This is a genomic window from Streptomyces sp. NPDC127098, from assembly GCF_042722465.1.
Classification (GTDB): Bacteria; Actinomycetota; Actinomycetes; order Streptomycetales; family Streptomycetaceae; genus Streptomyces; species Streptomyces millisiae.
On sequence record NZ_JBHXFJ010000074.1, the window covers coordinates 1 to 24,996 of the forward strand.

Annotated in this window: 21 protein-coding genes and 3 pseudogenes; 9 read left to right on the forward strand and 15 right to left on the reverse strand. The window is 72.6% G+C overall.

Features of this window, described 5'->3' with window-relative positions; translation table 11 throughout:
- Nucleotides 1–580: 580 nt before the first annotated feature.
- From ACFWI8_RS31390 to ACFWI8_RS31400, 3 genes and pseudogenes are all read right to left on the reverse strand, one after another.
- Nucleotides 581–715 (reverse strand): annotated as a pseudogene (locus ACFWI8_RS31390) (IS5/IS1182 family transposase); the annotation flags it as partial.
- Nucleotides 716–768: 53 nt separating this feature from the next.
- Nucleotides 769–1,866: a cobalamin-independent methionine synthase II family protein gene (locus ACFWI8_RS31395; protein ID WP_387098506.1), complete on the reverse strand. Its 1,098-nt coding sequence runs from the start codon at nt 1,864–1,866 to the stop codon at nt 769–771.
- Nucleotides 1,867–2,291: 425 nt separating this feature from the next.
- Nucleotides 2,292–3,766 (reverse strand): annotated as a pseudogene (locus tag ACFWI8_RS31400) (alpha/beta hydrolase).
- A gap of 216 nt (nt 3,767–3,982) precedes the next feature.
- On the opposite strand from ACFWI8_RS31400, the pseudogene ACFWI8_RS31405 reads away from it, so the two are divergent.
- Nucleotides 3,983–4,722, forward strand: a pseudogene (locus ACFWI8_RS31405) (sensor histidine kinase); the annotation flags it as partial.
- 329 nt (nt 4,723–5,051) lie between these two features.
- On the opposite strand, the gene ACFWI8_RS31410 reads toward ACFWI8_RS31405, so the two are convergent.
- Nucleotides 5,052–5,447: an SgcJ/EcaC family oxidoreductase gene (locus ACFWI8_RS31410; RefSeq protein WP_387098508.1), complete on the reverse strand. Its 396-nt coding sequence runs from the start codon at nt 5,445–5,447 to the stop codon at nt 5,052–5,054.
- A gap of 228 nt (nt 5,448–5,675) precedes the next feature.
- Between ACFWI8_RS31410 and ACFWI8_RS31415 the strand changes: the two genes are divergently transcribed.
- Nucleotides 5,676–6,167 (forward strand): hypothetical protein, encoded by a 492-nt coding sequence (locus tag ACFWI8_RS31415; RefSeq protein ID WP_387098510.1) that lies wholly within the window; start codon nt 5,676–5,678, stop codon nt 6,165–6,167.
- Nucleotides 6,168–6,283: 116 nt separating this feature from the next.
- On the opposite strand, the gene mnhG is transcribed toward ACFWI8_RS31415, so the two are convergent.
- The 6 genes from mnhG to ACFWI8_RS31445 are packed head-to-tail and all read right to left on the reverse strand — an operon-like array spanning nt 6,284 to nt 12,539.
- Nucleotides 6,284–6,685 (reverse strand): monovalent cation/H(+) antiporter subunit G, encoded by a 402-nt coding sequence (gene mnhG / locus ACFWI8_RS31420; protein ID WP_387098512.1) that lies wholly within the window; start codon nt 6,683–6,685, stop codon nt 6,284–6,286.
- Nucleotides 6,682–6,975, reverse strand: a complete 294-nt coding sequence (locus ACFWI8_RS31425) for a monovalent cation/H+ antiporter complex subunit F (RefSeq protein WP_387098514.1) — start codon at nt 6,973–6,975, stop codon at nt 6,682–6,684. The genes mnhG and ACFWI8_RS31425 overlap by 4 nt, the downstream gene beginning before the upstream one ends.
- Nucleotides 6,972–7,544 (reverse strand): Na+/H+ antiporter subunit E, encoded by a 573-nt coding sequence (locus tag ACFWI8_RS31430; RefSeq protein ID WP_387098556.1) that lies wholly within the window; start codon nt 7,542–7,544, stop codon nt 6,972–6,974. Before ACFWI8_RS31430 ends, ACFWI8_RS31425 begins: the two co-directional genes overlap by 4 nt.
- A complete protein-coding gene (locus ACFWI8_RS31435) occupies nt 7,544–9,145 on the reverse strand; it encodes a Na+/H+ antiporter subunit D (RefSeq protein WP_387098516.1) in 1,602 nt (533 codons plus the stop codon). The genes ACFWI8_RS31430 and ACFWI8_RS31435 overlap by 1 nt, the downstream gene beginning before the upstream one ends.
- Nucleotides 9,142–9,651, reverse strand: coding sequence for a Na(+)/H(+) antiporter subunit C (locus ACFWI8_RS31440; RefSeq protein ID WP_387098518.1), 510 nt, complete (start codon nt 9,649–9,651; stop codon nt 9,142–9,144). The genes ACFWI8_RS31435 and ACFWI8_RS31440 overlap by 4 nt, the downstream gene beginning before the upstream one ends.
- Nucleotides 9,648–12,539, reverse strand: coding sequence for a Na+/H+ antiporter subunit A (locus ACFWI8_RS31445; RefSeq protein WP_387098520.1), 2,892 nt, complete (start codon nt 12,537–12,539; stop codon nt 9,648–9,650). The genes ACFWI8_RS31440 and ACFWI8_RS31445 overlap by 4 nt, the downstream gene beginning before the upstream one ends.
- A gap of 670 nt (nt 12,540–13,209) precedes the next feature.
- On the opposite strand from ACFWI8_RS31445, the gene ACFWI8_RS31450 reads away from it, so the two are divergent.
- From ACFWI8_RS31450 to ACFWI8_RS31465, 4 genes are all read left to right on the forward strand, one after another.
- A complete protein-coding gene (locus ACFWI8_RS31450; protein WP_387098522.1) occupies nt 13,210–13,533 on the forward strand; it encodes a hypothetical protein in 324 nt (107 codons plus the stop codon).
- 316 nt (nt 13,534–13,849) lie between these two features.
- Nucleotides 13,850–14,059 carry a hypothetical protein gene (locus ACFWI8_RS31455; protein ID WP_387098524.1) on the forward strand — a complete coding sequence of 70 codons (210 nt, stop codon included), beginning with the start codon at nt 13,850–13,852 and terminating at the stop codon, nt 14,057–14,059.
- Nucleotides 14,060–14,394: 335 nt separating this feature from the next.
- Nucleotides 14,395–16,002: an alanine/glycine:cation symporter family protein gene (locus tag ACFWI8_RS31460; RefSeq protein ID WP_387098526.1), complete on the forward strand. Its 1,608-nt coding sequence runs from the start codon at nt 14,395–14,397 to the stop codon at nt 16,000–16,002.
- Nucleotides 16,003–16,417: 415 nt separating this feature from the next.
- Entirely contained in the window at nt 16,418–17,464 is a 1,047-nt protein-coding gene (locus ACFWI8_RS31465) for an NAD-dependent epimerase/dehydratase family protein (RefSeq protein WP_387098528.1), read from the forward strand.
- 7 nt (nt 17,465–17,471) lie between these two features.
- Here ACFWI8_RS31465 and ACFWI8_RS31470 read toward each other — a convergent pair whose 3' ends face one another.
- Complete coding sequence (locus tag ACFWI8_RS31470) at nt 17,472–18,581, reverse strand: sensor histidine kinase (RefSeq protein WP_387098558.1); 1,110 nt, start codon at nt 18,579–18,581, stop codon at nt 17,472–17,474.
- Nucleotides 18,582–18,616: 35 nt separating this feature from the next.
- Nucleotides 18,617–19,345 (reverse strand): response regulator transcription factor, encoded by a 729-nt coding sequence (locus tag ACFWI8_RS31475; RefSeq protein WP_387098530.1) that lies wholly within the window; start codon nt 19,343–19,345, stop codon nt 18,617–18,619.
- 113 nt (nt 19,346–19,458) lie between these two features.
- On the opposite strand from ACFWI8_RS31475, the gene ACFWI8_RS31480 reads away from it, so the two are divergent.
- The 3 genes from ACFWI8_RS31480 to ACFWI8_RS31490 are packed head-to-tail and all read left to right on the forward strand — an operon-like array spanning nt 19,459 to nt 21,430.
- Entirely contained in the window at nt 19,459–20,133 is a 675-nt protein-coding gene (locus ACFWI8_RS31480; RefSeq protein WP_387098532.1) for a glycosyltransferase family 2 protein, read from the forward strand.
- On the forward strand, nt 20,130–20,777 hold the full coding sequence (locus tag ACFWI8_RS31485) for a DUF2064 domain-containing protein (protein ID WP_387098534.1): 648 nt from the start codon (nt 20,130–20,132) through the stop codon (nt 20,775–20,777). The genes ACFWI8_RS31480 and ACFWI8_RS31485 overlap by 4 nt, the downstream gene beginning before the upstream one ends.
- On the forward strand, nt 20,774–21,430 hold the full coding sequence (locus ACFWI8_RS31490) for a methyltransferase domain-containing protein (RefSeq protein ID WP_387098536.1): 657 nt from the start codon (nt 20,774–20,776) through the stop codon (nt 21,428–21,430). Before ACFWI8_RS31485 ends, ACFWI8_RS31490 begins: the two co-directional genes overlap by 4 nt.
- Here ACFWI8_RS31490 and ACFWI8_RS31495 read toward each other — a convergent pair.
- From ACFWI8_RS31495 to ACFWI8_RS31505, 3 genes are read right to left on the reverse strand one after another with little or no spacing between them, the layout of a single operon-like run.
- Complete coding sequence (locus ACFWI8_RS31495; protein WP_387098538.1) at nt 21,417–21,842, reverse strand: hypothetical protein; 426 nt, start codon at nt 21,840–21,842, stop codon at nt 21,417–21,419. The two genes, ACFWI8_RS31490 and ACFWI8_RS31495, sit on opposite strands and share 14 nt — an antisense overlap.
- Nucleotides 21,839–22,942, reverse strand: a complete 1,104-nt coding sequence (locus tag ACFWI8_RS31500; RefSeq protein ID WP_387098560.1) for a molybdopterin-dependent oxidoreductase — start codon at nt 22,940–22,942, stop codon at nt 21,839–21,841. Before ACFWI8_RS31500 ends, ACFWI8_RS31495 begins: the two co-directional genes overlap by 4 nt.
- A 14-nt stretch (nt 22,943–22,956) precedes the next feature.
- Nucleotides 22,957–24,333, reverse strand: a complete 1,377-nt coding sequence (locus tag ACFWI8_RS31505; RefSeq protein ID WP_387098540.1) for a hypothetical protein — start codon at nt 24,331–24,333, stop codon at nt 22,957–22,959.
- Between the last annotated feature and the right edge of the window lie 663 nt (nt 24,334–24,996).

Below are 24,996 nucleotides of genomic sequence, written 5' to 3' on the forward strand. Positions count from 1 at the left end.
CAGATGCACGGCCGAGCAGGATTCGACCTCCTCCGCCACCGCATCCTCCTCCGATGACGAGGACTTACCGTCACCACCGACTACGGAACAGAGCCACTCGTTTGACAGACCCCACCTACGCGGCGTGCCGACCCCCGCCGTACGCAAGCCGGGGTCGGTGCGGACCGAGCTGCCCCGGCCGGCCAGCGCTGGCGCCACACCGGTCGGGCACGTCCGCCTCGGGTAGACCCGAGCTTCGACCGCCCGGCAGTCCCTGGACCCGCAGCTGGACTCCCTCGCCGAGGCCGGAGTGACGCGCGTCTTCTCGGAGAAGATCTCCACCGTGCCACCAAGCGCCCGGAGTTGGAGGCCGCGGTCAAACTCGCCGGAGAGATACGCTCCTCCGGCGTCGCCGTCGGCGGAGCGGGCGTCACCGACGAGTCCATGCTGTCCATGGCCTCCACCTGCACGAGCACGATGAGAAGGCCGCCACGACGGCGATCACGTGCTCACTCCGCTACCTTGCGGCTGGTGTCTGGCCTAGGACACCAGGGCCCACCAGGCGGGCGACCAAGCTCTGCCACGGCGCTTCGCCCAGGCAGTGGCGTTCACAGACCGTCTTCCACGGACCGAACCGTTCGGGCAGATCCCGCCACCGGCCACAACGCCCGTTGCTGACCGGCGGGAACGGCCGCAGCCGTTCCCACTCGGCATCCCTCAGACCACCCCGCTCCACGTCCACATCAACGAGCAGCACGCGAACCAGCCACACGATCGACAGGACACGTCCTAGTCGCGGAGCGCTCCGACGGTGGTCGGTTCCCCGGCGCCCAGGAGGCCCGCGGCGAGCGCGGTGCCCTCGACGCGGGCGCGGATCTTGGCGAAGGCGGTCTCGCGCGAGGTGGAGCGGTCGTCGGCGAAGGGGGCGAATCCGCTGTCGTCGCAGGTGCCGAGCTGGTCGACCGGAAGGTAACGGGCGGCGCGCAGGACGCGGTCGCGGACCTCCTCCGGGGTCTCGACCCGCGGGTCGATCGGGTCGGTCACCCCCACGAACACCCGGATGCCGGGGCGCAGTTGGTCGGCGATGACGCGGAGGACGCGATCCGGGTCCGACTCGCTGGCCAGCTGGAGGTAGAAGTTGCCCACTGTCAGCCGGAACAGCTCGGGGAGCAGTTCCGCGTAGTCGACGTCCAGGCTGTGGGTGGAGTCGTGGTCGGCGCCCGGTCCTGAGTGGACGCCGATCCGGGCGCGTTCGGCCTCGGTGAAGCGCGCCAGCACCTGGTTGTTGAGCTCGACGAACTCCCGCAGCACTCCGCCGCTGGGGTCGAGCTTCAGCGACAGGCGGGCCTCGGTGAAGTCCAGTTGGACGACGTGGGCGCCGGCGTCCAGGCAGCCGCGGATGTCCGCCTCCGCCTCGGCGGCCAGGTCGTCGAGGAAGGCCTCGCGTGAGTAGCCGGCGATCCCGTTGGGCGGGTAGAGCAGGCTCAGCGCGGACGGGGCGACGACCGCCTGCTTCACCGGCACCTTCGCGTGTCGCCGCGCCGCGCGCAGATACTCCTCGGCGCGGGTCAGGTAGCGGAAGGGACCGGAGGTGAGGCACGGCAGCTGCCGCTGGTGGCCGTCGGCGAAGGGGATGACGACCCCGTCGGCGGAGAGGTTCTCCGCCCCTTCGATCGGATAGGTCAGAGCACTCGGCTTGCCCTGCTCGCCGTCGGTCACCACCGGCGAGCCCAGCGCCTCCAGGGCCTCGACGGTCTCGCGGACGGCCTTCTCCCGGTACGACGCGAACTCGGCGTCGGCCAGCTGCCCGGTTACGTGGGCGGCCATCGCGTTGAGCAGTTCGGCGGAGCGGGGGATGCTGCCAATGGGTTCAGTGGGGAGGATCACGCCGGCAGCGTAGGAGCGGGGCGGCGACAACCTGCCGGAAACCAGGCCAGTTCGCCGACTTCCTCGCCCTTTCGGGGCACCCGGGCGGGGCGAGGTTGACGGCCGGGGGGTGCGCCGCCGCGCGTCACCGGGTCGGGTCATGCGTCTGTGAGCTTCCGGAGACGTCCATGAGGTGGTCGGTCATCCACTCCTCGGGGACGGTCGGCGTTCGGCGGTCGAAGTTCCCTGGTTTCTCCCAGTAGGTCGCGGTCGGCCACGCCTCGCCGAGGCCATGCGCCAGGTCGACCCGGAACCGCTCGCGAAGCACGAGGCCGGCGGCGTCGCCACGCGCTCGACGCCGACCACGCCGCCCGCCTCTGGGGCCTCTCCGCCGCAGCACTCGCCGGGTAGCCACGCGTCCTACCCGACCACGGCTTCCCGCCCACCTACTCGTTCGGTTCGGCCGGGCAGGCGAGGTCACGCGCGGGGCGGTCCCCGGTGGTCAGGAACGTCGTCACCGCGTCGTTGGCGCAGGTGTTGGCGCCGAACGGGTAGACGCCGTGCCCGCCCTGGTCGGCCGTCACCATGATGGCCCGGCCCCCCAACGCCCGCCGCAGCTCCCTGGCGCCGGCCAGCGGCGTCGACGGGTCACGCTCGTTCTGCGCCATGAGCACGTTCGACGGGCCCCGGTCGCCGATCTCCAGCGGCGGTTCGATCCCCTCGGTCGGCCAGAACGCGCACGGCCCGATGTTGGCCGATGACCCGCCCAGCATCGGATACCTCAGCCGGTCGTGCGCGACGTTCCGCTGGTACTCCCGAACCGAGTCCGGCCAGCGCGAGTCGGCACAGGTCAGGTACAGCTGCGCGGAGATGAGGTTCTCCACGTCCGCGATCGGCGCCGGCGGCGGCGGGGCCTGACCCGCGTCCAGCGCCCGCCAGGCCTCGGCCAGCTCGGGCAGCTGCGCGTCGCTGTAGAGGCGGTCGAAGGTGAGCCCTCGGAACTGCGTCCCGTCGACGCCGTCGGCCGGCTCCTCGTCCAACCGCTCCGCGAGCTCGAAGAACGTCGCGGTCACCTCCTCGGGCGTGCTGCCGAGACCGTACTCGGGACGCGCTGCCGCGAACGCCGCGAAGTCCGGGAACCGCTCCTGCAACCCGAGACCGAACCTCCGCAGGGCCGTCACGTCGTAGCCGCCGGGACCCAGGTTGCTGTCGAGCACGATCCGGTCGCCGCGCTCGGGGAACATCGTCGCGTACGCCGCGCCGAGATAGGAACCGTAGGAACCGCCCAGGTACGACACCCGCCGCTCGCCCAGCGCCGCCCTGATCCGGTCCATGTCGCGCGCGACGTTCGCGGTGGTGGTGTGCGGCAGCATCCACGCCGTCGACGAGGTGGCGCACCGCTCGGCGACGGTCCGCGCGTACCCCGCCTCCCGTGAGACGTCAGCCGCGGTGCGCGCGTAGGCAGGGAAGGCCTCAAGCCGCTGCTGCTGCTCAGGCGTCAGGTCGCAGGTCACCCGCGTGCTGTGGCCCACCCCCCGCGTGTCGAAGCCGATCACGTCGTAGGAGTCGAGCACCTCCTGCGGCAGCCCCGCGTAAGCGAGGATGGCCGGGTAGCAAGGCCCGTGAGGCCGGGGCCGCCCGGATTGGTCAGCAACACGCCCCGGCGCCGCGACGGGTTCTCGCTCGCCAGCCGGGAGACGGCGATCTCGATCTGCCGGCCGTCCGGATCCCGGTAGTCAAGCGGGACGTCGAGCGTCCCGCACTCCAGGCGTGGTGTGGCCACCTCCTCCGGGCACGAGCCCCACTCCACGGTCTCCGGCGTCACCGTCACCGGGACGGGGGTCGCCGCCGACACCCCGGGTATCGCGGTCACCGCCACCGCCGCGGCGGCGAGGGCGAGGGAGGACAGGCTTCTGCGCATCTGGTGTTCTCTTCAGGGGTGTGGGGGTGGGTCCCTCGGCCTCGTGGCCGGCTCTCCCGATACGGATGCGAGTCTGGCCAACGGGCGCCGCGGGCACATCGGCCCGGCGGCTCGAACCGGCCTCGCCCCAGGTCGAGGTGGCGGTTCGACTTCGGTCGAAGGGGCGCCGTCCTCTGATCTGATTCGCCGGCCGCAGACGGTCGCGACACTGATCGGGTGAACGCGGAGGCGGCGCCACGGCTCGGAGGGTGGCAACAGGCGGGGCGGCTGGCGGCGGCCGCCGCCACAGGCGTGCCCTTCTGGCTCTCCACCGGGGTGCTGCTGGCGCGGGAGCGGGCGACCGGGCCGGGAGCCTGGTGGGAGTTCGGCGACCCGCTGGTCGCCCTGGGGTGCCTGACGGCGCTTCCGCTCGCCGTCACCATGGCGGTCGCGCTCGCCTCCGCCGCGTCGGCCCTCGCCACCGGCGCGGCACTGCTGGCGCTGGGCTCGACACAGTTCGCGCCCGGGCTCTACCCGGTCGCGGGCCCGGCCGGCCCGCGGGGATCGCGGTGGCCGTGGGCGCGGTCGCCATGCGGGCCGGGGTGCTCGACCACCGCGGCGATCTCACGGCCGAGCAGCACCGCACGCTGGTCCGCGGCATCGCCGACATCCTCGGTGTGCTCCGCGTCGACCCGGACCAGCCGGAACCACCGCAACCGTTCTTCGACCAGGTTCCGGAGCTGGTGACCGACGCCCGCGCGTCCGGGATGGACGTCACGCTCGACGCCACCGTGACGGGAACGCCGTCGGACGTCATCGGCCGAACCTGCTACCGGATCGTCCAGGAAGGACTGACCAACGCCGCCGAACACGCCCCGGGCGCGGCCGTGGACATCACCGTCGAAGGAGAGGCCGGCGGCGAACTCCGGGCCGTCGTCCGCAACTCCCCGGCCACCACGGGAACGGCTGCAGAACCACTCTGGCCTGCGAAAACGCAGGGGCGGCGGACGAGTCGGCCTGTACGCCGCACCACCTCCACCAGGCGGGCGAGCAGGCTCTGCCATGAGGGCTCGGCCCGGTGTTCGCCTTCTTCTGCCCCCTCTGACGCAAGGGCCGGCGACGGGTCGTTTCGAGCGCCGGCCGCATGGTGATAGGCCCGCACAATGGTGGAGTCCACCGCGATGTCCCAGTCGGTTTCACCAGCGGCGTCGGCCGCAGCCGCTCCCACTCCGCGTCCGTCAGTTCACCCCGCGCCATGCTCAGGAGCACGAGCCGAACATGAACCAGTCACATGATTGTTCGGGTTCTACTCGACCTCCCGCACTTCGGTGTTCTGGCACGCGTGCAGCAGCCACCTCCCGTCGTCCTGCTTCGTCATGACATAGAGCGGAGCGCCTTCTGTGTCGCCCTGTGGCGAGTGATAGACCTGCCGAACCTTGACGGCCGCGACGTCGGGCCGCAGGAATTGCGTGTGCACTGCCTCGTAGGTGACCTCACCGTCCCAGCTGGCTGCGGGCAGCACGGCGCGGGTGAACTCGGCGATCGAGTCGAAGCCGATGAGAACCCTGCCGTGGCCGGTCGTCCAGAGGGCGTCGGGGTGGAAGAGTGCGAGGAACCCTTCGACGTCTTTGGCGCGCTGAGCGCGCTCGACCGTGGTGACGACCTGCTCGATGGCTTTGATATCTGCGGTTTCGGTGTCCATGAAGATCACTCTGAGACCTCAAGCGCACTTGAGGTCAAGGCCTGACCACGAGATCGCCGGGACAGGCCCTCGTTGCGCTCGCCTTCCGCCATGTGCGCGGAGTCTCGGGCCGACTGGCGACCGGGGGCCTTCGTCGTGTGCGCGGTCAGTCGATGCCCATCGGCCGGCACGGTATGGGCCTCGGCATGTGCGGGCCTACGGTGGCGTGCACGGGGGGATACGAACGCCATGACGACGAGACAGCGGACACCGCTCGCTCGACTGGGCATGTGGCTGAGCATCACGGCGGTCTGGGTCAGTGCGACCCTGGGATTCTTGTGGATGAACGACTGGGCCGCGATCCACTACCCCTTCACGGAACGGGCGACGGTGGTCTCCGTGAGCGACTGCGTCGAATCACCGGGGGGCCTGGCTTATGGTCCCTCGCACTGCGAGGTCTCTTGGCGCGCCGAAGACGGCGAGACGGGAACGGTCCGCGTTGACGCTGGGCGCGATCGGCTGGCCGACGGTTCGACAATCCACGTCGCCGGTGACCAGGGTTACACGTCCCGCTGGCACCTCAACCTGGCCGCGGTTCTCGGGATGCTGCCCAACCTCGTGCTCGTCGTCATGCTCGCGATCTATGCGCTCGGGCGGCTCCGAAAGACACGGCCCCGACCTGGCGTCAGTAAGCTCACCATCACCTCACCGCCACCAGCCCCCGACGTACCAGGTGACTGATTGTTCGCGCAGGTGGTGATCCCAGGCTGCCGCCCCCTGGCCGTCCTCTCTGAACAGCTCGACACTGCCAGGGTATGGGGGTCCCCCGTGGGGCGCCCCGCCCTCGCGGGGCCGGCTCATCCGGATCGCCCGGTCCCGGATCCATCCGGTTCCGGCCCGTCACCGCCTGCGGCTCCGCGTCCCTGCCCTGCCAGATCGTCGCGCAGCAGCACACCATCCCCCCTCTGCCCGGTGCGGTAGGCGACCCGAGCCACCAGATGGGCGGCGACCGGGCTGGTCAGCAACTGGAAGAAGACCACCAGTGCGAGCGTGCCCGCGTCGACCCACGACCGCAGCCGCAGCGCCACCCCGACCGTGAGCAGCAGAATGCCCAGCGTCTGCGGATTGGTCGCGGCACTGGAACGGGCGAGGACGTCCGGCAGCCGCAGCAGTCCGATGACGCCCGAGAGGGCGACCACGGCGCCGGCGAGCAACAACAACGAGCCGACGAGATCGGCCACCTCGTACCAGGTGTTCACGGGTGCGCCTCGGGCTCGGGGCGGTCGCGCACCGCGATGAAGCGGGCGATGCCGACCGAGCTGGTGAAGCCAAGAAACGCGATCACCAGCATGATCGACAGGTAGTAGCGGGTGCGGGTGGAGGCCGCGTGCACCCCGATCCCGGCGACGATCAGGGCCGCCACCACATCGATCGCGATGGCCCGATCGAGCATCGAGGGCCCGAGCCAGATGCGGATCAGCAGCAACGCACCCGCCAGCAGGATCACCCCCAGGGCGGCGTTGAGCAGGATGTCACTCGCCTCGGTCACGAACCGGGCTCCTCTCGTGCGAGGTTCGCGCCGACCCGGTCGATCTCGGCGCGCGTGCCGAAGGCCCGGACGGCCAGAGCTTCGAGACGCCACACGTCGCGACGGGTCCGTTCCACCCTCCCGGGATCATCGGCCTCTGACACGTGCAGAAACAGCGTCGCGGTGGCGCCGTTCACCTCGACCAGGGCACCGCCGGGCACGCAGGAGACGGAGACCGCGGTCGCCGCGATCATCAGGTCGGTGCGGCAGCGCAGCGGCACCGCGATCACCGCGGCCGGGCGCAGCCGCCGGCTCCCGCTGAGGGACCGCAGCGTCACCGTGATGCTGGAGGACACCATGTCGTACAGGAGGTATCCAGCCAGCCGGAGAATCCCGACGGGCCGCAGCCGCAGGTCGAGTTCGACGGGCGGCAGCGGGAAGACGAGGCACAGCGCGACGGAGACGAACACGCCGCTGACGAGGTTGCCCCAGGTGGGCCCCGACCACAGCAGCATCCAGATCACGGTGAGCCAGGCGATCAACGGCACGTCGAGGCGCCGCCCGCGGGGAGTCCTCGGGACAGGGGGGATCACGGGTGGAGCACCGCCTCGATGTAGGGCGCGCGGGCGAGGAGTTCGCTGGCTGACCGGTCGGCCACCCCGGTCAGCGGTGTGGCGAGCACCGTGTAGGCGAGTCCCAGCGCCACGGCACCCGCTGTCGCGCTGGTCATGACGTGGGGGATTCGGGTGGTGGTGCGGACGCAGACGCCGGTGGGCGTCGCGCCCCCGCCGGCTCGCCCGGCGGGGACGACCGGCCCCTCCTCGTCCTCGTCGGAGTCCTCGAGCACCACTCCCTCCGCGGGCAGCGGTGCGGGTTCCGCACGCCAGAAGGCGAGGTTCCACACCTTCGCCATCACGTACAGGGTGAGCACGCTGGTGACGGCCACCGCACCGAGCAGGACGTACGCGTCGACTCCCCCGTCGGCGGCGCCCGCGCGCATGAGGCCGAGCTTGCCGAGGAAACCCGACAGCGGTGGGATCCCCGCGAGGTTCATGGCGGGGACGAACCACAGCACCGCGATCAGGGGAGCGGTGCGCGCGGCGCCACCGAGCCGGGTCAGCTCCGTCGTTCCGTACCGCTTCTCCAGCAACCCGGCGGCCAGGAACAACGTCGTCTGCACGGTGATGTGATGCGCGGTGTAGACGATGGCGCCGCCGATGCCGTCCCGGCTGCCGAGCGCGAGCCCGTACAGCATGAAGCCGATGTGGCTGACCAGCGTGAACGACAGCAGTCGCTTGAGATCGGTCTGGGCGACCGCCCCCAGGATGCCGATCAGCATCGACGCGAACGCGATCGCCATGAGGACGGGTGACAGGTGGTTTCCCGGGAACAGCAGCGTCTCGGCGCGGATCATCGAGTACACACCGACCTTGGTCAGGAGTCCGGCGAAGACGGCGGTGATCGGCGCCGGGGCCGTCGGATACGAGTCGGGCAGCCACGCGGCGACGGGGAAGACGGCGGCCTTGACGCCGAAGACGGTGAGAAGCAGCGCCTCGATCAGCATCCGCACTCCGTCGGGCACCTCGGCCAGCCGGACGGACAGCTGCGCGAAGTTGACGGTGCCGGCGGCCGCGTAGGCGACGGCGATCGCCGCCAGGAACACCAGCGAGGACACCAGCGAGACGACGACGTAGGTCGATCCGGCACGCAGTCGCGGCTCGGTGCCGCCCACCGTGAGGAGCACGAAGCTCGCCATCAGCATGATCTCGAAGCCGACGTAGAGATTGACGAGGTCGCCCGCGAGGAACGTGCAGGAGACCCCGGCCACGAGCACCAGATAGGCGGGGTGGAAGACGGCGAGCGGCGCGCGGTCCTCGCGGTCGGCCATGTCCTGGCCCAGCGCGTAGACGAGGACGATCAGGGTGACGGCGCCGGAGAGGGTGAGCATCAGGGCGGAGAGCCGGTCGGCGACAAGGGTGACCCCGAGCGGCGGGGCGAAGTCCCCGAGGTGGACGGCGAGCGGGCCGGTGCGGTCCGCCTCGAACAGCAGGATGACGTCGACGGCCAGGACGGCGGTGAGGACGGTGATGCTGATGAGGCGGTGGAGCGAGCGGAGGTGGGGCCCGACGAAGAGGCTGAGTCCGGTCGCGGTGAGCGGGAGGATGACGGGCAGGGGGACGAGGGCGTTCATGCGGTGGTGTCGTCTTGTGTCGGGTGCGGGGGATCGTCCTGCCGGGTGAGCGTGGGTGGGGGGTCGGTGCCGAGGATGTCGTTCCAGAGGCTGTCGGCGGTGGTGCGGTTGCGGGCGTGGGGGTTCGGCCGGGGTTCTCGGATGTCGAGGGTGCGTTGGAGGACGCGGTGGTCCTCGATGTCGTCGGGAACGAAGTCGGATCCGGTGAGTTGACCGCTGCGGTAGGCGATGGCGAGGACGAACGCGGTGGTGGCGAGGGTGATGACGACGGCGGTGAGGATGATGGCCTGCGGGAGCGGATCGGTGACGCGCGCGTGGGACACGCCGGGGTAGAGCAGCGGGGGGACTCCGGCCCGTCCGGCGGCGGCGAGGACGAAGAGGTTGACGCCGTTGCCGCACACGATGATGCCGACGAGGACGCGGGTGAGGGCGCGGGTGTGGATGAGGACGACACCGGCCGAGGTCAGCACGATGGCGCAGCCGAGCAGGGTGGCGCTGACGGTCATGGGACCGCCTCTCCGCGCAGTGCGAGTCGTGCGGCGTGTTCGGTGTTCTGGTCGATCTTCGATCCCAGGGCGCGCACGGCGTCAAGGACCGCGCCCAGGACCAGGAGGTAGACGCCCAGGTCGAACAGGACGGCGGTTCCGGCGTGGAAGTCGCCGATGCCCGGCAGGTGGCCGTGCCAGGTCCAGGCGTGCAGGACCGTGCCCTCGACGAGTCCGGCCAGGGCCGTACCGGTGATGACGGTGAGTCCGATGCCGGTGAAGAAGCCGGGGTGGACGGGTGCGGCGGTGGCCAGTTCGTGGCGTCCGCCGGCCAGGTAGCGGATCACCAGGGCGACGCCGGCGACGAGGCCGCCGACGAACCCGCCGCCTGGCAGGTTCTCCGCGCACAGCAGCAGGTAGACGGACAGGATGAGGATGGGGTGGAAGACCAGACGGGCGATCACCTCGAAGACGACGGAGCGGTGTTCGGGGGCGAGCGTGTCGCCGGCGGCGAGCCAACCGCGTTCGGGCGCGCCCTGCCCGTAGCGGCCGGGGGTCCGTGCCATGGGTCCGGCCAGTGACCAGGCGGTGATCCCGCCCGGCAGCGTCGGCGGGGTGGCGGTGGCGGGTCCCTGGCGGCGGTGTACGTAGAGCAGGCTGGTCACTCCGAGGACGGCGACGGCCAGGACGGCGGATTCGCCCATGGTGTCCCAGGCGCGGAAATCGACGAGGATGGCGGCCACGACGTCCTTGAGGCCGTGGTGGGCGGTCTCCTCGGTGAGCGCGGCGCCGGCCGGTGGTTCGCGGCGGGCGGCGGCGGCCAGCCATACGGCGCAGGCCACGGCGGCACCGCTGCTGAGCCCGAGGATCCAGCTGGCCACGCGGCGGGAGTTGCGCATGGTCTCCCCGAAGTGGACGGGCAGCCCGCGCAGCACGAGGACGAGGATCACGGTGGCGACGGTCTCGACGCCGAACTGGGTGAGTGCCAGGTCGGGGGCGCCGTGGACGACGAAGAGCAGGGCGGTGCCGTAGCCGGTCAGGCCGGCGAGGACGGCGGCCTTCATACGTCGCCGCACGACCAGGCACATGAGGGCGCACGCGCAGGTCAGGGCAGCGACCGCGGCCTGCCACGGGGAGTCCCACGCCCGCGGTGCCGGAGCGCCGTTCCAGGGGTGCCCGATGGCGAGTACGGCCAGGAGCCCGGCGAGCATGACGGACAGGACGGTGGCGACGTAGGCGGGCAGTGACCCCTTCTGCACCGCGCCGGTCACCTTCAGGGCGGCGCGTTCCACGCCCAGGACGCAGCGGCCGTAGACCTCGTCCGCCGCGGGCCAGGCCCACTGCCTGCCCAGTGCCGCGGTGGGCGAGCGCAGCACGAACAGCACGGTCCCGGCCGCCCAGGCGAGGGCGGACAGGCCGAGCGCCGTGCCGAAGCCGTGCCACAGCGCGAGGTGATAGGGGTGCGCGGGCACGGGGTACCGCGCGGCGTACGCCTCGCAGAGTCCGGCCGTCCAGCCGACGCCGGGGCCGAGGACCAAGCAGGCGGCGGCGAGCAGGGCGGGCGGTGCGAGGAAGGCGGGGGTCACGGAGCGCACGCACGTGTCGGGGAGGCCGGGTTTGCGGGCGAAGGCGCCCCACAGGAACCGCAGCGTGTAGGCGGTGGTCAGCGCGGATCCGGCCACGAGGCAGACGAGGACCGCGAGGTGGGCGGCGCCACCGTGCAGCAGGGCGTCGAAGGCCGCCTCCTTCGCGACGAACCCGAACAGCGGGGGCAATGCCACCATCGACGCGCCGGCCACCACGGCGGTGGCGCACACCCAGGGCAGCCGCCGGCCCACCCCGGACAGGTACCGCAGGTCCCGGGTCGCGGCGGCGCGGTCCACGATCCCGATCACCAGGAACAGCGCGGCCTTGAACAGCCCGTGGGCCAGGAGCATCGCGATGCCCGCGAGGGCGGCCCCGTAGGAGCCGGCGCCCACGAGTACGGTGAGGAGCCCAAGCTGGCTGACGGTGCCGTAGGCGAGCACGAGTTTGAGGTCGTGCAGTCGCAGCGCGCGCCAGCCGGCCAGCAGCATGGTGGCGGTGCCCAGCGTCAGCAGCAGCGGCTTCCAGGGCGCGGCCTCGGCGAAGCCGGGGCCGAGGCGGGCCACCAGGTACACGCCGGCCTTCACCATGGCGGCGGCGTGCAGGTAGGCGCTGACGGGTGTGGGCGCGGCCATGGCGCTTGGCAGCCACAGACTCAGTGGCCACACCGCGGACTTGGCGAACGCCCCGACGAGGATCAGCACCAGTGCGGCGCTGAGCACCGCGCTGTGGGCGGGCGGCGCGTCCAGGATCCGCGAGATGCGGTACGTGCCGGCGGCGTTGCCCAGCATGAGGAACCCGACGAACATGGCGAGCCCGCCCGCCGCGGTCACCGTCAGCGCCTGAAGCGCCGCACGCCGGCTGTCGCGCCTCTCGCTGTCGTACCCGATCAGCAGGAACGACAGGACCGTGGTCAGCTCCCAGAACAGGTAGAGGACCATCAGGTCATCGGCGAGTACGAGCCCCAGCATCGCCCCGGCGAAGGCCAGCAGGTTCCCCCCGAAGGCCCCCGACCGCCGGGTGCCGGAGTCGAAGTAGCGCGCGCAGTACAGCAGCACCAGCGCGCCGATCCCGCCGGCGAGCAGCACCATCACCACCGCCAGCGCGTCCAGCCGGAAGGCGACGGCGACATGGTAGGTGGCGATCCACGACCACGCCTCGACCCGCGCCCCGCCGCCGGCGGCCAGGCCCCATTGGCACAGCACCCACACGAGCGCCGCCGCCGGCGGCAACGCGAGCACCGCGAACCCCGCGGCCCCGACCCGCCGCATGAGGGGCGCGGCACAGAGCGCGAGCACGAAGTGAGCCAGGACCAGCACGGTCATGGACTCATGCTTATCGGCCGCAAAGGTACGCAAGGGCGGGGCGCGCCGATCCACGCCCCTGAAGCACGCCCCCCCCCGCCAGCCGCCCAGAACACGCGCACGATCGGAGGGCGCCTGCGGCCGGTGCACCCGGCGGCCCGACCAACGTCGTCTCCCGCATCGAGCGGCAGCGCGGGCAGTCCAAACAGCTCAAGACGAAGTCCGGCTACGCCACCATCCCGGTGGACCACTTCCTGATCGAGCGCCTGGCCGAGCACGTCCAACGGTTCCCCAGGGCGGCCACGGTGACCGCCCGGTCCGAACGCCGGAGACGAGCACGCGGCTGTGTGCCACCGCCCGACGATGGCCTGATCGTCACCAACCGCTACGGGAGGCCCGTGCAACGCGGCGACTTCAACCGGAGGTTCCGGGCCGCCGTGCAGCTGGCGGGGCTACCGGAGGACACCCGCCGCCACGATCTCAAGCACTTCCACACCTCACGGCTCGGCGCCTGTGGCCGGCACGACCCCAGGGCCGTGCAGGCCCTGTCCCGGCACGCCGAGTTTCTCCGGGACCTGGGACACCTACGCCCACCCGCCGGTAGCCGTGGAGGGCGTCAAGGTCACCGCCTTCGGCGCGCTGTTCCGCGCCGCCGCCGAGGCCACCCCGGCGGTCCCCCTCCCCCAAGGCGATGCATCTGGCGGGCCGCAGGGAGGTCGACCACCCCCAGCCCAACGGACCCTGGACGGAGGCCGAGAAGGACAACGCGGCTCTGCTGGACCTTGCGATCTTCGAACCCTGGTTCCTGGTCCAGGGCATAACCCTCGCGATGGCCGGCTGGCAGTACCTGAGCACAGCCCGAAGCCGCCGCCGGTGGACGTTCGCCATGGCGGGCGGCAGCAGCGCGATCTCCGTCTTCGGCATCGTCCTCACGATCACCGACAGCCAGGCATCATCGGCGGTTGCCCCTCCGTTTCCCCTCGAGCGGACGGCCTTGACCGACGGGGCCTCGTAGGCACGGGCCCGGCCGATCGCACCGAGCCCGAGTGACCGTGCTGACGGCACGGGGGGCCACCACGAGCCATCGGCCCCTGCCCACGCTTCCGCAGGTCAGCAGCCGAACAGGGAAGTACGGGCCGCTGACGACCCGTTGCCACGAGGTCGGTCGCCATGACGGCACAGGCGAGGTCGGTTCCTCGGCGCTTCCCCATGAGTAGGAATCGGCGGCGAGCGCGTCGAACAGCGCCAGCGGCGGTCACGGACATCGGCGGTCATCAGCGGCCTCACGGCCGCCGAGGCAACGATCAACCCACCCCCTGATGGACGTACGAATGCCTGACCTCGACGAGTACGTGTTCGCCGCCCTCAAGGCCGGCGCCAGCGGCTTCCTCCTCAAGGGCACCTCGCCCGAGACCCCGCTTGCGGGAATCCGCACCGTCGCCGCCGGCGACGCTCTCCTCGCGCCGAGCGTGACCCGGCGGCGACAGTCCGGCCGGGCGGCGGTCGGGCCCACTCGCGCAGCGCCGCCAGCACCACCGTGATCAGGATCCACCGGATCGCCGTGAAGCGGCCGCTCCCCGGCCCGCTGCCCGACACGGGCAACGCGAATCCCCCCGTACTCGCCGTCGCCGCCGGCCTCGTCGTGGCAGGCGGCCTGATGCCACAGCGACGCCCCCGGCTTCCGGGACACCGGCCGAGACGACCTCGCTCCGATCATTACCGGTCGGCATTCTGGGAGTAATTCCGGATTAATTCGGACTGCGACCGGACTCGCGCCGTGCCGTGTGGGATTCGTGAGAGGAAGCCTGACACCGCCCCGCCCGGGCAGATCATCTTCCAAACCGTTGCCCCACATCTCCAAGTCGAGGTTTTGCCCGTGGCGAACGATTCCTGGACCGACACCGTTGACGAGGCCGTCAACGACTTCTTCGAGCCGGTCACCGAGTTTCTGAGCGATATCGTCTTCTACGACGTCAGCGTCTTCGACGCCGATTTCCCGATCATCGTCGGCTGGCTGGCGCTCGCCGGCCTGATCTTCACGATCTACTTCGGTCTGGCGCAGTTCCGCCATCTGCGCACGGCGTTGAGATTCATGAGCGGAAAGTACGAGCAGAAGGACGCGCCGGGCGAGATCAGCCACTTCCAGGCGCTGACCTCGGCCGTCTCCGGCACCGTGGGCCTGGGCAACATCGCGGGCGTGGCGATCGCGGTCTCGGTCGGCGGGCCGGGGGCCACGTTCTGGATGATCCTCTGTGGCCTCCTGGGCATGGCGACCAAGTTCGTCGAGTGCACCCTCGGCGTGAAGTACCGGGAGATCGACGCGGACGGCCGGGTCTCCGGCGGCCCGATGCACTACCTGCGCAAGGGCCTCGCCGAACGCGGACTGGCCGGCCTCGGAACGGTGCTGTCGTTCGCGTCGGCGGTGATGATCCTCTTCTTCGGCTTCGTCGGCGGCAACCTCTTCCAGGTGAACCAGAGCCTGGAGCAACTCGGCGCCGTGACCGACGAACACACCGACTTCTTCACCAACTCCGCCGGGTCGCTGCTGTTCGGGGTGGTCGTCGCCGCGCTCGCCGGCCTGGTCATCATCGGCGGCATCCGGTCCATCGGCCAGGTCACCAGCCGCCTGGTCCCAGCCATGGCGATCGTCTACCTGACGGCATGCCTGATCGTCATCGGGTTCAACGTCGGCGAGGTGCCCGACGCCCTGGGCACCATCGTCAGCAGCGCGTTCAGCCCCGAGGGCGTCACCGGCGGCGTGATCGGCGCGCTCATCCAGGGCTTCCGCCGGGCCGCGTTCTCCAACGAGGCCGGCATCGGCTCCGCGCCGATCGCCCACTCCGCCGTGAAGACCAGGCGCCCCGCGAGCGAAGGGCTGGTCGCGCTGCTGGAACCGTTCGTCGACACGGTGGTCATCTGCACCGTGACCGCCCTGACGATCATCATCGCCGGCGGTCCCCTCTACGACGCCGCCCGCGACACCGCCGCGGGGGGCGGCGACCCGACCACCGTCGAGCAGATAGCCGAGGTGGGCGGCAACCCGGGCATCGCGATCACCTCGGACGCCTTCGACACCGCGCTGCCGTGGTTCCCCTGGGTACTGACCGTGGCGGTCTTCCTCTTCGCGTTCTCCACGATCATCACCTGGGGCTACTACGGCCTGACGGCGTGGACCCACCTGTTCGGAAAGTCGCGGACCAGCGAGAACGTCTTCAAGGTCGTCTTCTGCCTCATCACCATCGCGGGCGCCCTGCTGTCGCTCGGGACACTGGTGGACCTGTCGGACTGCTTCCTGTTCCTGGGCGCGGTGTTCAACATCATCGGCCTGTACCTGCTGGCGCCGGTGGTGAAGAAGGAGCTCACGCGCGTGCTGGAGTACACGCGGCGCCGCGACGCGGGCTGGACGGAGGAACAGATCGAGGCTGCCGAAGCCGCGGCGGCACCCGGGACGAACGCCTCTCCCGAGGTATCGGAAGCCCGGTAGGCCAAGCCTCGTGTCACCTGTGGTCGAGACGCCGCTCCGGACGGGCGAACTCCACCCATCGGACGGGGGCGGGCGGCCTGAGCGACAGGTAGCGCCGCACCCGAACGAGCGGCACACATCACGGGATGGGGCCGAGTCGCACGAAGACCCGTGCGGTGGCCTGCTCCACGAGGGTGGGGCCGGTCGCCGCCCGGCGCGGTCGGGCACCCCCCGTCACGCAGGCGGGCCTTCAGCGTGTCGGCCATGCCGTGCCTGGTGGCGAGACGGTCGAGCCCCCGGGGGATCCAGGTCCGCGGGCGACTTGCCCAGCCGGGCCGCGGAGCCGCCGTCCCGGCCGCACGACGGCATCTTACGGAACGCTGACGTGACGTCGGGAAGCGCCCGGCCCGCGGAGCGTGCTGGGTACCGTCGGGTCATGCGGGTACTGGTCACCGGAGGCGCCGGCTTCATCGGCTCACATGTCGTCTCGGCGGTTCGCACCGCCGGTCACGAGGTCGTCGTCCTGGATCTCCGACCGCCGCCGGAGCCCGGCGCGGGAGAGTGGATTCGTGGCGACGTCCGGGACGAGGAAGCGGTGACGCGTGCGTTGCGCGGCGTCACCGCGGTCAGCCACCAGGCGGCGATGGTGGGGCTCGGCAAGGGGTTCTCCGACGCCGCCGGCTATGTCTCGGTCAACGACCTGGGGACGGCGGTGCTGTTGACCGCCATGGCCGAAGCCGGCGTGAGCGGGCTGGTGTTGGCCGGTTCGATGGTGGTGTACGGGGAGGGCGCGTACGCGTGCTCCCGGCACGGAACGGTGCGACCCGGGCCACGCTCGCCCGCCGACCTGGCCGCCGGACGGTTCGAGCCGCGCTGCCCGGACTGCGGCGCCGCCCTCGTGCCGGGGCTGGTCACGGAGGACGCGCCGATGGACCCGCGCAACGTCTACGCCACCACCAAGCTCGCGCAGGAACACCTGGCCGCGGCGTGGGCGCGCGCCACCGGCGGGCGGGCCGTCAGTCTGCGCTACCACAACGTGTACGGGGACCGCATGCCGCGCGACACCCCCTACGCCGGGGTCGCGGCGTTCTTCCGTTCCGCGCTGGAGGCGGGCGCCCCGCCGCGGGTCTTCGAGGACGGCGGACAGCGGCGCGACTTCGTGCACGTCACGGACGTCGCGGGCGCCAACCTCGCCGCGCTGACCGCCCTCGCGGACCGGCCCGAGGGGACGCTGCGCGCCTACAACACCGGCACCGGCGAGCCCCACACCGTGGGGGAGGCGGCGCGGGCGCTGGCCACGGCGCGCGGCGGCCCTGAGCCGGTGGTGACGGGCGAGTACCGGCTGGGGGACGTCCGGCATGTCACGGCGTCCTCCCGGCGCCTGCGGGACGAACTCGGTTGGCGTCCGCGCGTCGGCTTCGCGGCCGGCATGGCCCGCTTCGCCACCGCTCCGCTGGCGGACGCGCCGCCCGTGCCCGCCTGAGCGGCGGCTACGCGGCGGGGAGGATGACCTCGAAGCGGCAGCCGCCTGGCACGTTGCGCACCTCGGTGCGGCCGGCGTGGGCCTCGACGATGCCGCGCACGATCGCGAGTCCGAGGCCGGCGCCGCCCGGCGGGGTGCGGGCGTCGGCGGCGCGCCAGCCCATGTCGAAGACCCGGGGCAGGTCCTCGTCGGCGATGCCGCCGCAGCCGTCCGTCACGGACAGCACCACCGAGCCCTGTCCGTCCCGCGTCGCGGCCACGGCCACCGTGCCGTCGGCCGGCGTGTGCCGGATGGCGTTGACGAGGAGGTTGGCGAGCACACGGTTCATCTCACCGCCGTCCACTTCCACGGGCACCGGCTCGACCCCGGCGTCGGTGAGCCGTACCCCGGAGCTGCGCGCGAGGGGGTCGGCGCCCGCGATGGCGTCACTGATGAGGTCGTACACCGACAGCCGGGTCGGGTTCAGGGTGAGGGCCCCGACCTGGATACGGGACAGTTCGAACAGGTCGCCGACCATGACGGTCAGTCGCTCGACCTCGCCGCGGATCTGCCGCTGGTAGCGCTCCGGGTCCTCGGCGACGCCGTCCTCCAGAGCCTCGGCCATGGCCCGCAGCCCGGCAAGCGGCGTCCGCAGATCGTGCGAGATCCACGCGACCAGCTCCCGGCGGGACGCCTCCAGTGTTCTCTCCCGCTCTCGGGACTCCGCCAGCCGGGCGTCCGTCTCGGCCAGGCACCGGGCCAACGACGACAACTCCGCGGGCATCGGCGCGGTCGGCGGGACGAAGCCGCCCCCGTCACCGAGCCGGCGCGCCGCCCGCTCCAGATCGCGGTGCGCGCCCGTCACCCAGCGGCCGAGCAGCAGTGCCGCGCCGGTGGCCGTGATCGCGCTGACCGCCCCGACCGTCACCACCACCGCGAGGTCGTGCCCGGACAGGAACATCGCCCAGGCCACCGACAGCGTCCCGGCCAGCAGGGACCCGACGGTCACCGCGATGAGCACGGCGAACGCCACCGACACCGACCGGCGCCGCACAGCGGCGAGCACCAGCGCGCCGGCCAGGCCGGCGACCGTGGCGCCGGCGCCCGCGTAGGCCGCGATCACCGGCAGGTCCCGCACCAGGTCGAGTTGGCCGAACAGTCCCGCCGCCACCGTCAGCCCCCCGCCTCGCCGGTGCGTTCCCGGGCGCCGTCGAAGCGGTAGCCCACCCCCCAGACGGTGGCGACGAGGCGTGGCCGCGCCGGGTCGGCCTCCACCTTGTGCCGCAGCCGCCGCACGTGGACCGTCACGGTCGACAGGTCGCCGAAGTCCCAGCCCCACACCCGTTCCATCAGCTCCTCCCGGGTGAACACCCGCCCCGGATGCCGCAGGAAGTGCGCCAGAAGGTCGAACTCCCGCAGGGTCAGGCGTAGTTCGGTCCCGTCCTGGGTCACGGTGCGGGCGGCGGGGTCCAGCGTGATGCCGCCGCCGCGCAGCACGGGTCCCGCGGCGGCCTCCGCGCCGGCCGCGGCGCTCCGTCGTAGCACCGAGGCGACGCGCAGCACCAACTCCCGGGGGCTGAACGGCTTGGTCACATAGTCGTCGGCGCCCACCTCGAGACCGAGGATCCGGTCCTCCTCGTCGCCGCGCGCCGTCAGCATCACCACCGGTACCGGCCCGGAGCGGCGCAGCTCGCGGCAGATCGTCAGGCCGTCGAGGCCGGGCAGCATCAGATCGAGCACCACCAGGTCGGGTGGGTGGGTGGCGGCCCGGGCGAGCGCGCCGCGCCCGTCGGCGACCCGGTCGACGACGAAGCCGGCCCGGCCCAGGTAGCCGGCCACCACCTCGGTCACGGTCGGGTCGTCGTCCACCACCAGCACCCGCTGTCCTTCTTCCTGTCGCATTCCGGAAGTCTCACACCGCGCGCCGTCCTCCGGGAGGCCGAGCCGGGGGCCGGCGGCGGACGTCAGGGTTTCGTAAGGTGCCACGCCCGATTCGCGGCTTTCGTCTCCGTAGGGTGAAGAGGGTGACCAACTCCCCTTCCCCGCAGGGCGATGTGGTGCTGCCCTGCCTGAACGAAGCGGCCGCCCTCCCCTGGGTCCTGGCCCGCATACCGGCCGGCTGGCGCGCCCTTGTCGTCGACAACGGATCCACCGACGGCTCGGCCGACCTGGCCCGCAGGCTGGGCGCCCGGGTCGTCCACGAGCCGCGCCGCGGCTTCGGGGCCGCCGCGCACGCCGGGCTCCTCGCCGCTGACGGCGACCTGGTGGCCTTCTGCGACTGCGACGCCTCCCTGGACCCGGCCGACCTGCCCCGGCTGGCGGCCGCCGTCAGCGCGGGCCAGGCCGAGCTGGTGCTCGGGCGGCGCCGGCCGGTCGGCCGCGGCGTCTGGCCGCCGCACGCCAGGGCCGGCAACCTGGTCCTGGCCCGGATGGTGCGACGCCGAACCGGACTGCGCCTTCACGACCTTGGCCCCCTGCGGGTGGCACGCCGCGAGGCGCTCCTCGGTCTGGATCTGACGGACCGGCGCAGCGGCTACCCGCTGCAGATGGCCGTGCGCGCGGCCGAGGCCGGCTGGCGCGTCACCGAGGTCGACGTGCCCTACCGGCCGCGCACCGGTGACTCCAAGGTGACCGGCACCTGGCGCGGCACCCTCCAGGCCGTCCACGACATGCGGCGGGTTCTCGCGTGACCGCCGCACCCGCCCTGACCGTGCTGGTCATCGCCAAGGAGCCGCTGCCCGGCCGGGTGAAGACCCGCCTCACCCCGCCGTTCACCCCGGCACAGGCCGCGCGACTCGCCGAGGCCGCACTCGCCGACACCCTCCGGGCGCTGTTGGGCGTCCCCGCCAGGCGCCGCGTCCTCGTGCTCGACGGCCGGCCGGGCCCCTGGCTCCCGGCCGGCTACGAGGTGGTGGCCCAGACACCCGGCGGGCTCGACGAACGGATCGCCGCCGCCTTCGCCCCCTGGGCGGGCCCCGCGCTGCTGGTCGGCATGGACACCCCGCAGATCACACCCGGGCTGCTGGCCCCCGCGACCACGCCGGACGCCTGGCCGCCGGGCCGCGCCTGGTTCGGGCCGGCCGCCGACGGCGGGTTCTGGGCTCTCGGCCTGGCCGAGCCGAGCCCCGCGCTCGTGCGGGGCGTCCCCATGTCCATGCCGACCACCGGCGCGGCCCAGCGCCGCCGACTGGCCGAGGCCGGGCTCTCGATACGTGAACTGCCGACCCTGCGGGACGTCGACACGGCCTCCGACGCCGCCGAGGTCGCCCGGGCGGCGCCCGACGGCCGGTTCGCCGCCGTCTACCGCACACTGCGCGCGGAGGCCGAACGATGATCCTCGCCACAGACACCGCGCCTTGGGCCGCCGACGCCTACGGCCGGGCGGTCGTCGCGGGCCGGGGACCCCTCTACCTGTGCCGCCCCGACGGCAGCCGGCTCCCGATGGACGTCGAGCGCTGGTGCGCCGCGCCCGACGCCGCCGACCAGACGGTGTTGCGCCGCTGTACCGGCAGCGTCCTCGACATCGGCTGCGGCCCCGGCCGGATGGTCGCCGCCCTGGCCCGCGCCGCCCGTCCCGCGCTCGGCATCGACACCGCGCCGGCCGCCGTCGCCCGTTGCCGCGCGGCGGGCGGCACGGCCCTGCTCCGCTCGGTGTTCGGCGAAGTGCCGGCCGAGGGATGGTGGGGCAGCGCGCTGCTGCTCGACGGCAACGTGGGCATCGGCGGCGACCCGGGCGCGCTGCTCCGCCGGGTGGCCCGGCTGCTCGCACCCGGCGGGCTGCTCGTCGCCGAGGCCGTGGCGGAGGACGTCGACGAGCGGTTCTCCGCCCGACTCGCCACGGATGACAGCCCGTCACAAGCATCCTTCCCCTGGGCCCGGGTGGGTTCCACGGCACTGGCCACCCATGCCGAGGACGCGGGTTGGACCAGGGTCGGCTCGTGGTCCGTCGCCGGCCGTCCCTTCCTGGCGCTGGTCAATCGCTCCTGAGAACCCGGCAGGACGCGCGCTGGCGGCGTGACCGCGCCAGCGCGGCGAGGACCAGGGTCACCACCCCGGTGACGGTGACCAGGAGCAGCACGTTCCGCCCGTAGTCGAGGGGCAGCACGGTCGGGTTCGCCGGCTGGCCGGGCCGCAGCAGCGGCGGCAGTGCCGCCAGCGTGACACAGCCCGCGACCATCAGGCCGCCGCGCACCACGCCCCGCACCCCATGCCCGCGGAGCCGCCGCACCAGCAGTCCCACCGCCAACACCAGGGGCGCCAGTACGACGTCGTGCAGAACCACCGCCCCAGCCAGCCACCGCACCACCCCCGTCGGCGCGGGCTGGCCCAGCAGCATCCGCGCCCCCGCGGCCATCGACAGCGCCCCCACCGCGCCCAGCAGCCACCGGGCCGCCCTCATCGCGCCACCACCTCGATCCTCGACACCCACTTGGTCTGCAGCACCCCCGGCCGGTTGGGCGCGATGATCCGCGCCGGGAAACCGTGATCGGGCGACAGTTCCTCGCCGTTCAGCCGCAGCGCGAGGAGCGTCAGACCGTCCCGGGTGTACGTCGGCCCCATCTCGGTCGTCCGGTACGCTCCCCGACGCTGCGAGGACACCACCCGCACCCGGGCGGCGGCCGGCGCCCCGGCCCGGTCCAGCAGGTCCCGCAGCCGCACCCCCGTCCACTCCGCGGACGCGCTCCACCCCTCGACGCAGGCGATCGGCAGCCGCTCCGTGTGCTGTGGCAGCTCCCGCAACTCGTGAAGCGTCAGCGCGTAGCCCTCAGGTCCGGCCACCACGAGGCGCCACCCGGCCACCGCGATCCGGCCCACGCCGGCCTGCGCCGCCGTCCGGTTGACCGGTACGCCCTGGGTCGAGGCGTCCGGCCGACGCGGCGCGAGGAGCGTCAGCGGACGCAGCGCCGGCACCGACTGCCCGGCCGTCACGACCGTCAACACTCCGACCGCGGCGCCGACCCCGCGCAACAGTGAACGCCGGTCGGCCGCGTCCGGATCGACCCGCCGGCGCCGCCAGTGCCGGGCGATGTCCGGCGCCTTCACCGCCACATGCAGCAGCGTCGCCCCCAGCAACACCCACGCGAGCGCCCAGTGGGTCCGTCTGAAGGAGAACGGCCACGGGTACCACTGCGCGATGTTGGCCAGGCCGAGTACCGTCTCCAGCAGCGCGGTCGCGACCAGCACGCCGACCGACGCCCGTTCCAGGGCGTGCCGCGCCGACCGCACAGGGGGCCACTGGAAGAGCGCCGGATATACCGCCCACAGCTTCACCAGCAGCAGCGGCACCGCCGCGACGCCCGTCGCCACGTGCAGCCCCTGCGTGAGCCGGTAGCCCCACACCGGGCGCGACGGCAGCCGCGGCGCCAGCCAGCCGGGCGGCTCCTGAAGCAGATGGCTGACCAGCCCGGTGAAGAAGCACACGACCACCGCCAGGCCGAGCCAGCGCCCCAGCACGGTCGCGGTCCGCGCGTCGTGCAACCGGCCCCGGAACCGCACCATCGTGCCCATCCCGCTCACCACCTGGTCAGCCACAGGTGGTTGACCACCAGGGCCGTCGCCCCCTGCGCCGCCAGCCACCACCGCGACCGGTCTCCACCCCCCGGCAGGGCCACGCAGGCCGGCAGCAGCCACAAGGCGAACGGCAACCAGATGCGCTCCGTCTCCGCCTTGCTCATCCCCGACAGGTCCGCCACCACGATCGCCAGCACACCGGCGCCCACCAGCACCGCCAGCCGCCCGCCACGCCGTCGGGCCACGGCCAGCGACGCGAGACCCGCCGCGACGGCCGGCCCCACGGACAGCACCTGAACCGCCAGGTTCGCCCACACGAAGTAGCCGTACGGCCGGACGCCTGCGACGCCCGCGTAGTACCGCTCGACAAGCGTCGTGTACCCCTCGAACCACGAGAACCCGGCCGCCGTGAAGGCCACCACCCACGGCACGACGCCCACCACCACACAGGGGATCGGTCGCCACGTGCGGGCCAACACCAGCACGGCGGCCGCTATCGGCGCCATCAGCACCAGCCCGTAGGACAGGTAGAGCAGCCACCCGAACAGCACCCCCGAGCCGACCGCGGCCGCCCTGGGCCACTGGGCCGCGCCCGTCGCGGACAGCGCCAGCAGCGCGACCGCCCAGGCCGCCACCGCGGCGAAGTACCCGTCGGCGGACACCCCGAGCCACACCGCGGCCGGCGCGAGCACCAGGAACGGCGCCGCCCGGCGCGCCACCTCCTCGCCGACCACCGCCCGAAGGGTGATCAGCACCGCTGCCGCCGCCGACGCTCCGGCCAGCACGCAGAACGCCGCCGCCCACGCCCCGCCGGCCAGCCCGATCCGGTCCAGGAGGACGAACGTCAGGGTGGCGCCCGGTGGGTGACCGGCCACATGCGCCGGCCAGTTGCCCTCCGCGTCGATCGGGATCCGTGTCACGAACGTCCGCAGGAAGACGCCCGCGTCCCCGATGTCGTCCACCGCGGTCAGATACTCCTGACCGGTGGCCAGCCGGTCGACGAACCCCCGCTGCCAGCCGTCGACCAGGGCCAGGGACAGCACCCACGCCAGGGAGGCCACCGCCACCGAACCCGGGAGCCATCGCCACGCCAACCGGACGGCGAGCCCCGGCCCGTAGACCACCACCAGCACGGCCACACAGACCGCCACGGGAGTACCCGGGCCCAGATGCGGCAGCCACTGGGCGAACAACGGTGGCCAGCCCAGGTGAAGCCGCTCCTTGTCGAACACCGCCACCCCGACGACGGCCGCGGCGGCGAAAAGCGACAGGGCCACGGCAACCCCGGCAAGGGGGGCCCGGTACGCGTGACGCGGCGGGTCGGGCGGCACGGCGGGCACGGCCTCGCGTGCATGAATGCGAACAGTCACACCGGCCACGCTAGGCACGCCGCCACGGCCGTGGTCCGGTCAGCCGCGAGACGTCACCGTCTGGTCAGATTCAGCGAGGTGAGGGCCGCGACTCGACGCCAGTCAAGGCACGGCCCCTCCGTGGTGCGGCGCTGACACATCGAAACGTACGGCACCGCGCCTGACGGCCGACTGTTCCGCACCCTGTGCGAGGCCCTCCACGAGCGCGACTACGGCCGATCCGGGCCCGAGCCCGGGAAGTCGTACTGAGCCCCACGCGCGCCATGCGGCATGAGAAGAGGTCGTACGGCGGTGTCCTACCGAACCGTGGTCCCTCGTGACACGCTGTGTGACACCTATGGCTTGGCCGACGAGGTGATCGGCGATCCGGCCGGGGCTGCGGAGTCGCGACCGGGCTCCTGCGGCCAGCACGACCCCAAGACCATGCCGGCCCTGTCCTCCGAGACCTGGGACACCTACGCACACCCACAACTGGCCGTGGAGGCCGTGCGAGTCACCGCCTTCGGCAGCGCCTTCCGCCCCGCCGGGGCCCCGAGAAGGCCGAAACCACGGCGAACGCCGGGTAATCCCCGGCCCGGGGTGAGTGCGGGCGCGATTTCCCCCAGTTCGCCCCCGACCATTCTCACCACGCACGCACCGCCTCTGACCTGCGACGACGTGGGGCGGCGGACG

Excerpts from the sequence above, each read along its gene's own strand:
- ACFWI8_RS31410 (WP_387098508.1), bottom strand. The coding sequence starts at position 5,447 with ATGGACACCGAAACCGCAGATATCAAAGCCATCGAGCAGGTCGTCACC.
- ACFWI8_RS31415 (WP_387098510.1), top strand. The coding sequence starts at position 5,676 with ATGACGACGAGACAGCGGACACCGCTCGCTCGACTGGGCATGTGGCTG.
- ACFWI8_RS31435 (WP_387098516.1), bottom strand. The coding sequence starts at position 9,145 with ATGAACGCCCTCGTCCCCCTGCCCGTCATCCTCCCGCTCACCGCGACC.
- ACFWI8_RS31440 (WP_387098518.1), bottom strand. The coding sequence starts at position 9,651 with ATGACCGTCAGCGCCACCCTGCTCGGCTGCGCCATCGTGCTGACCTCG.
- ACFWI8_RS31445 (WP_387098520.1), bottom strand. The coding sequence starts at position 12,539 with ATGACCGTGCTGGTCCTGGCTCACTTCGTGCTCGCGCTCTGTGCCGCG.
- ACFWI8_RS31450 (WP_387098522.1), top strand. The coding sequence starts at position 13,210 with ATGCATCTGGCGGGCCGCAGGGAGGTCGACCACCCCCAGCCCAACGGA.
- ACFWI8_RS31455 (WP_387098524.1), top strand. The coding sequence starts at position 13,850 with ATGCCTGACCTCGACGAGTACGTGTTCGCCGCCCTCAAGGCCGGCGCC.
- ACFWI8_RS31465 (WP_387098528.1), top strand. The coding sequence starts at position 16,418 with ATGCGGGTACTGGTCACCGGAGGCGCCGGCTTCATCGGCTCACATGTC.
- ACFWI8_RS31475 (WP_387098530.1), bottom strand. The coding sequence starts at position 19,345 with ATGCGACAGGAAGAAGGACAGCGGGTGCTGGTGGTGGACGACGACCCG.
- ACFWI8_RS31490 (WP_387098536.1), top strand. The coding sequence starts at position 20,774 with ATGATCCTCGCCACAGACACCGCGCCTTGGGCCGCCGACGCCTACGGC.
- ACFWI8_RS31495 (WP_387098538.1), bottom strand. The coding sequence starts at position 21,842 with ATGAGGGCGGCCCGGTGGCTGCTGGGCGCGGTGGGGGCGCTGTCGATG.
- ACFWI8_RS31500 (WP_387098560.1), bottom strand. The coding sequence starts at position 22,942 with ATGGTGCGGTTCCGGGGCCGGTTGCACGACGCGCGGACCGCGACCGTG.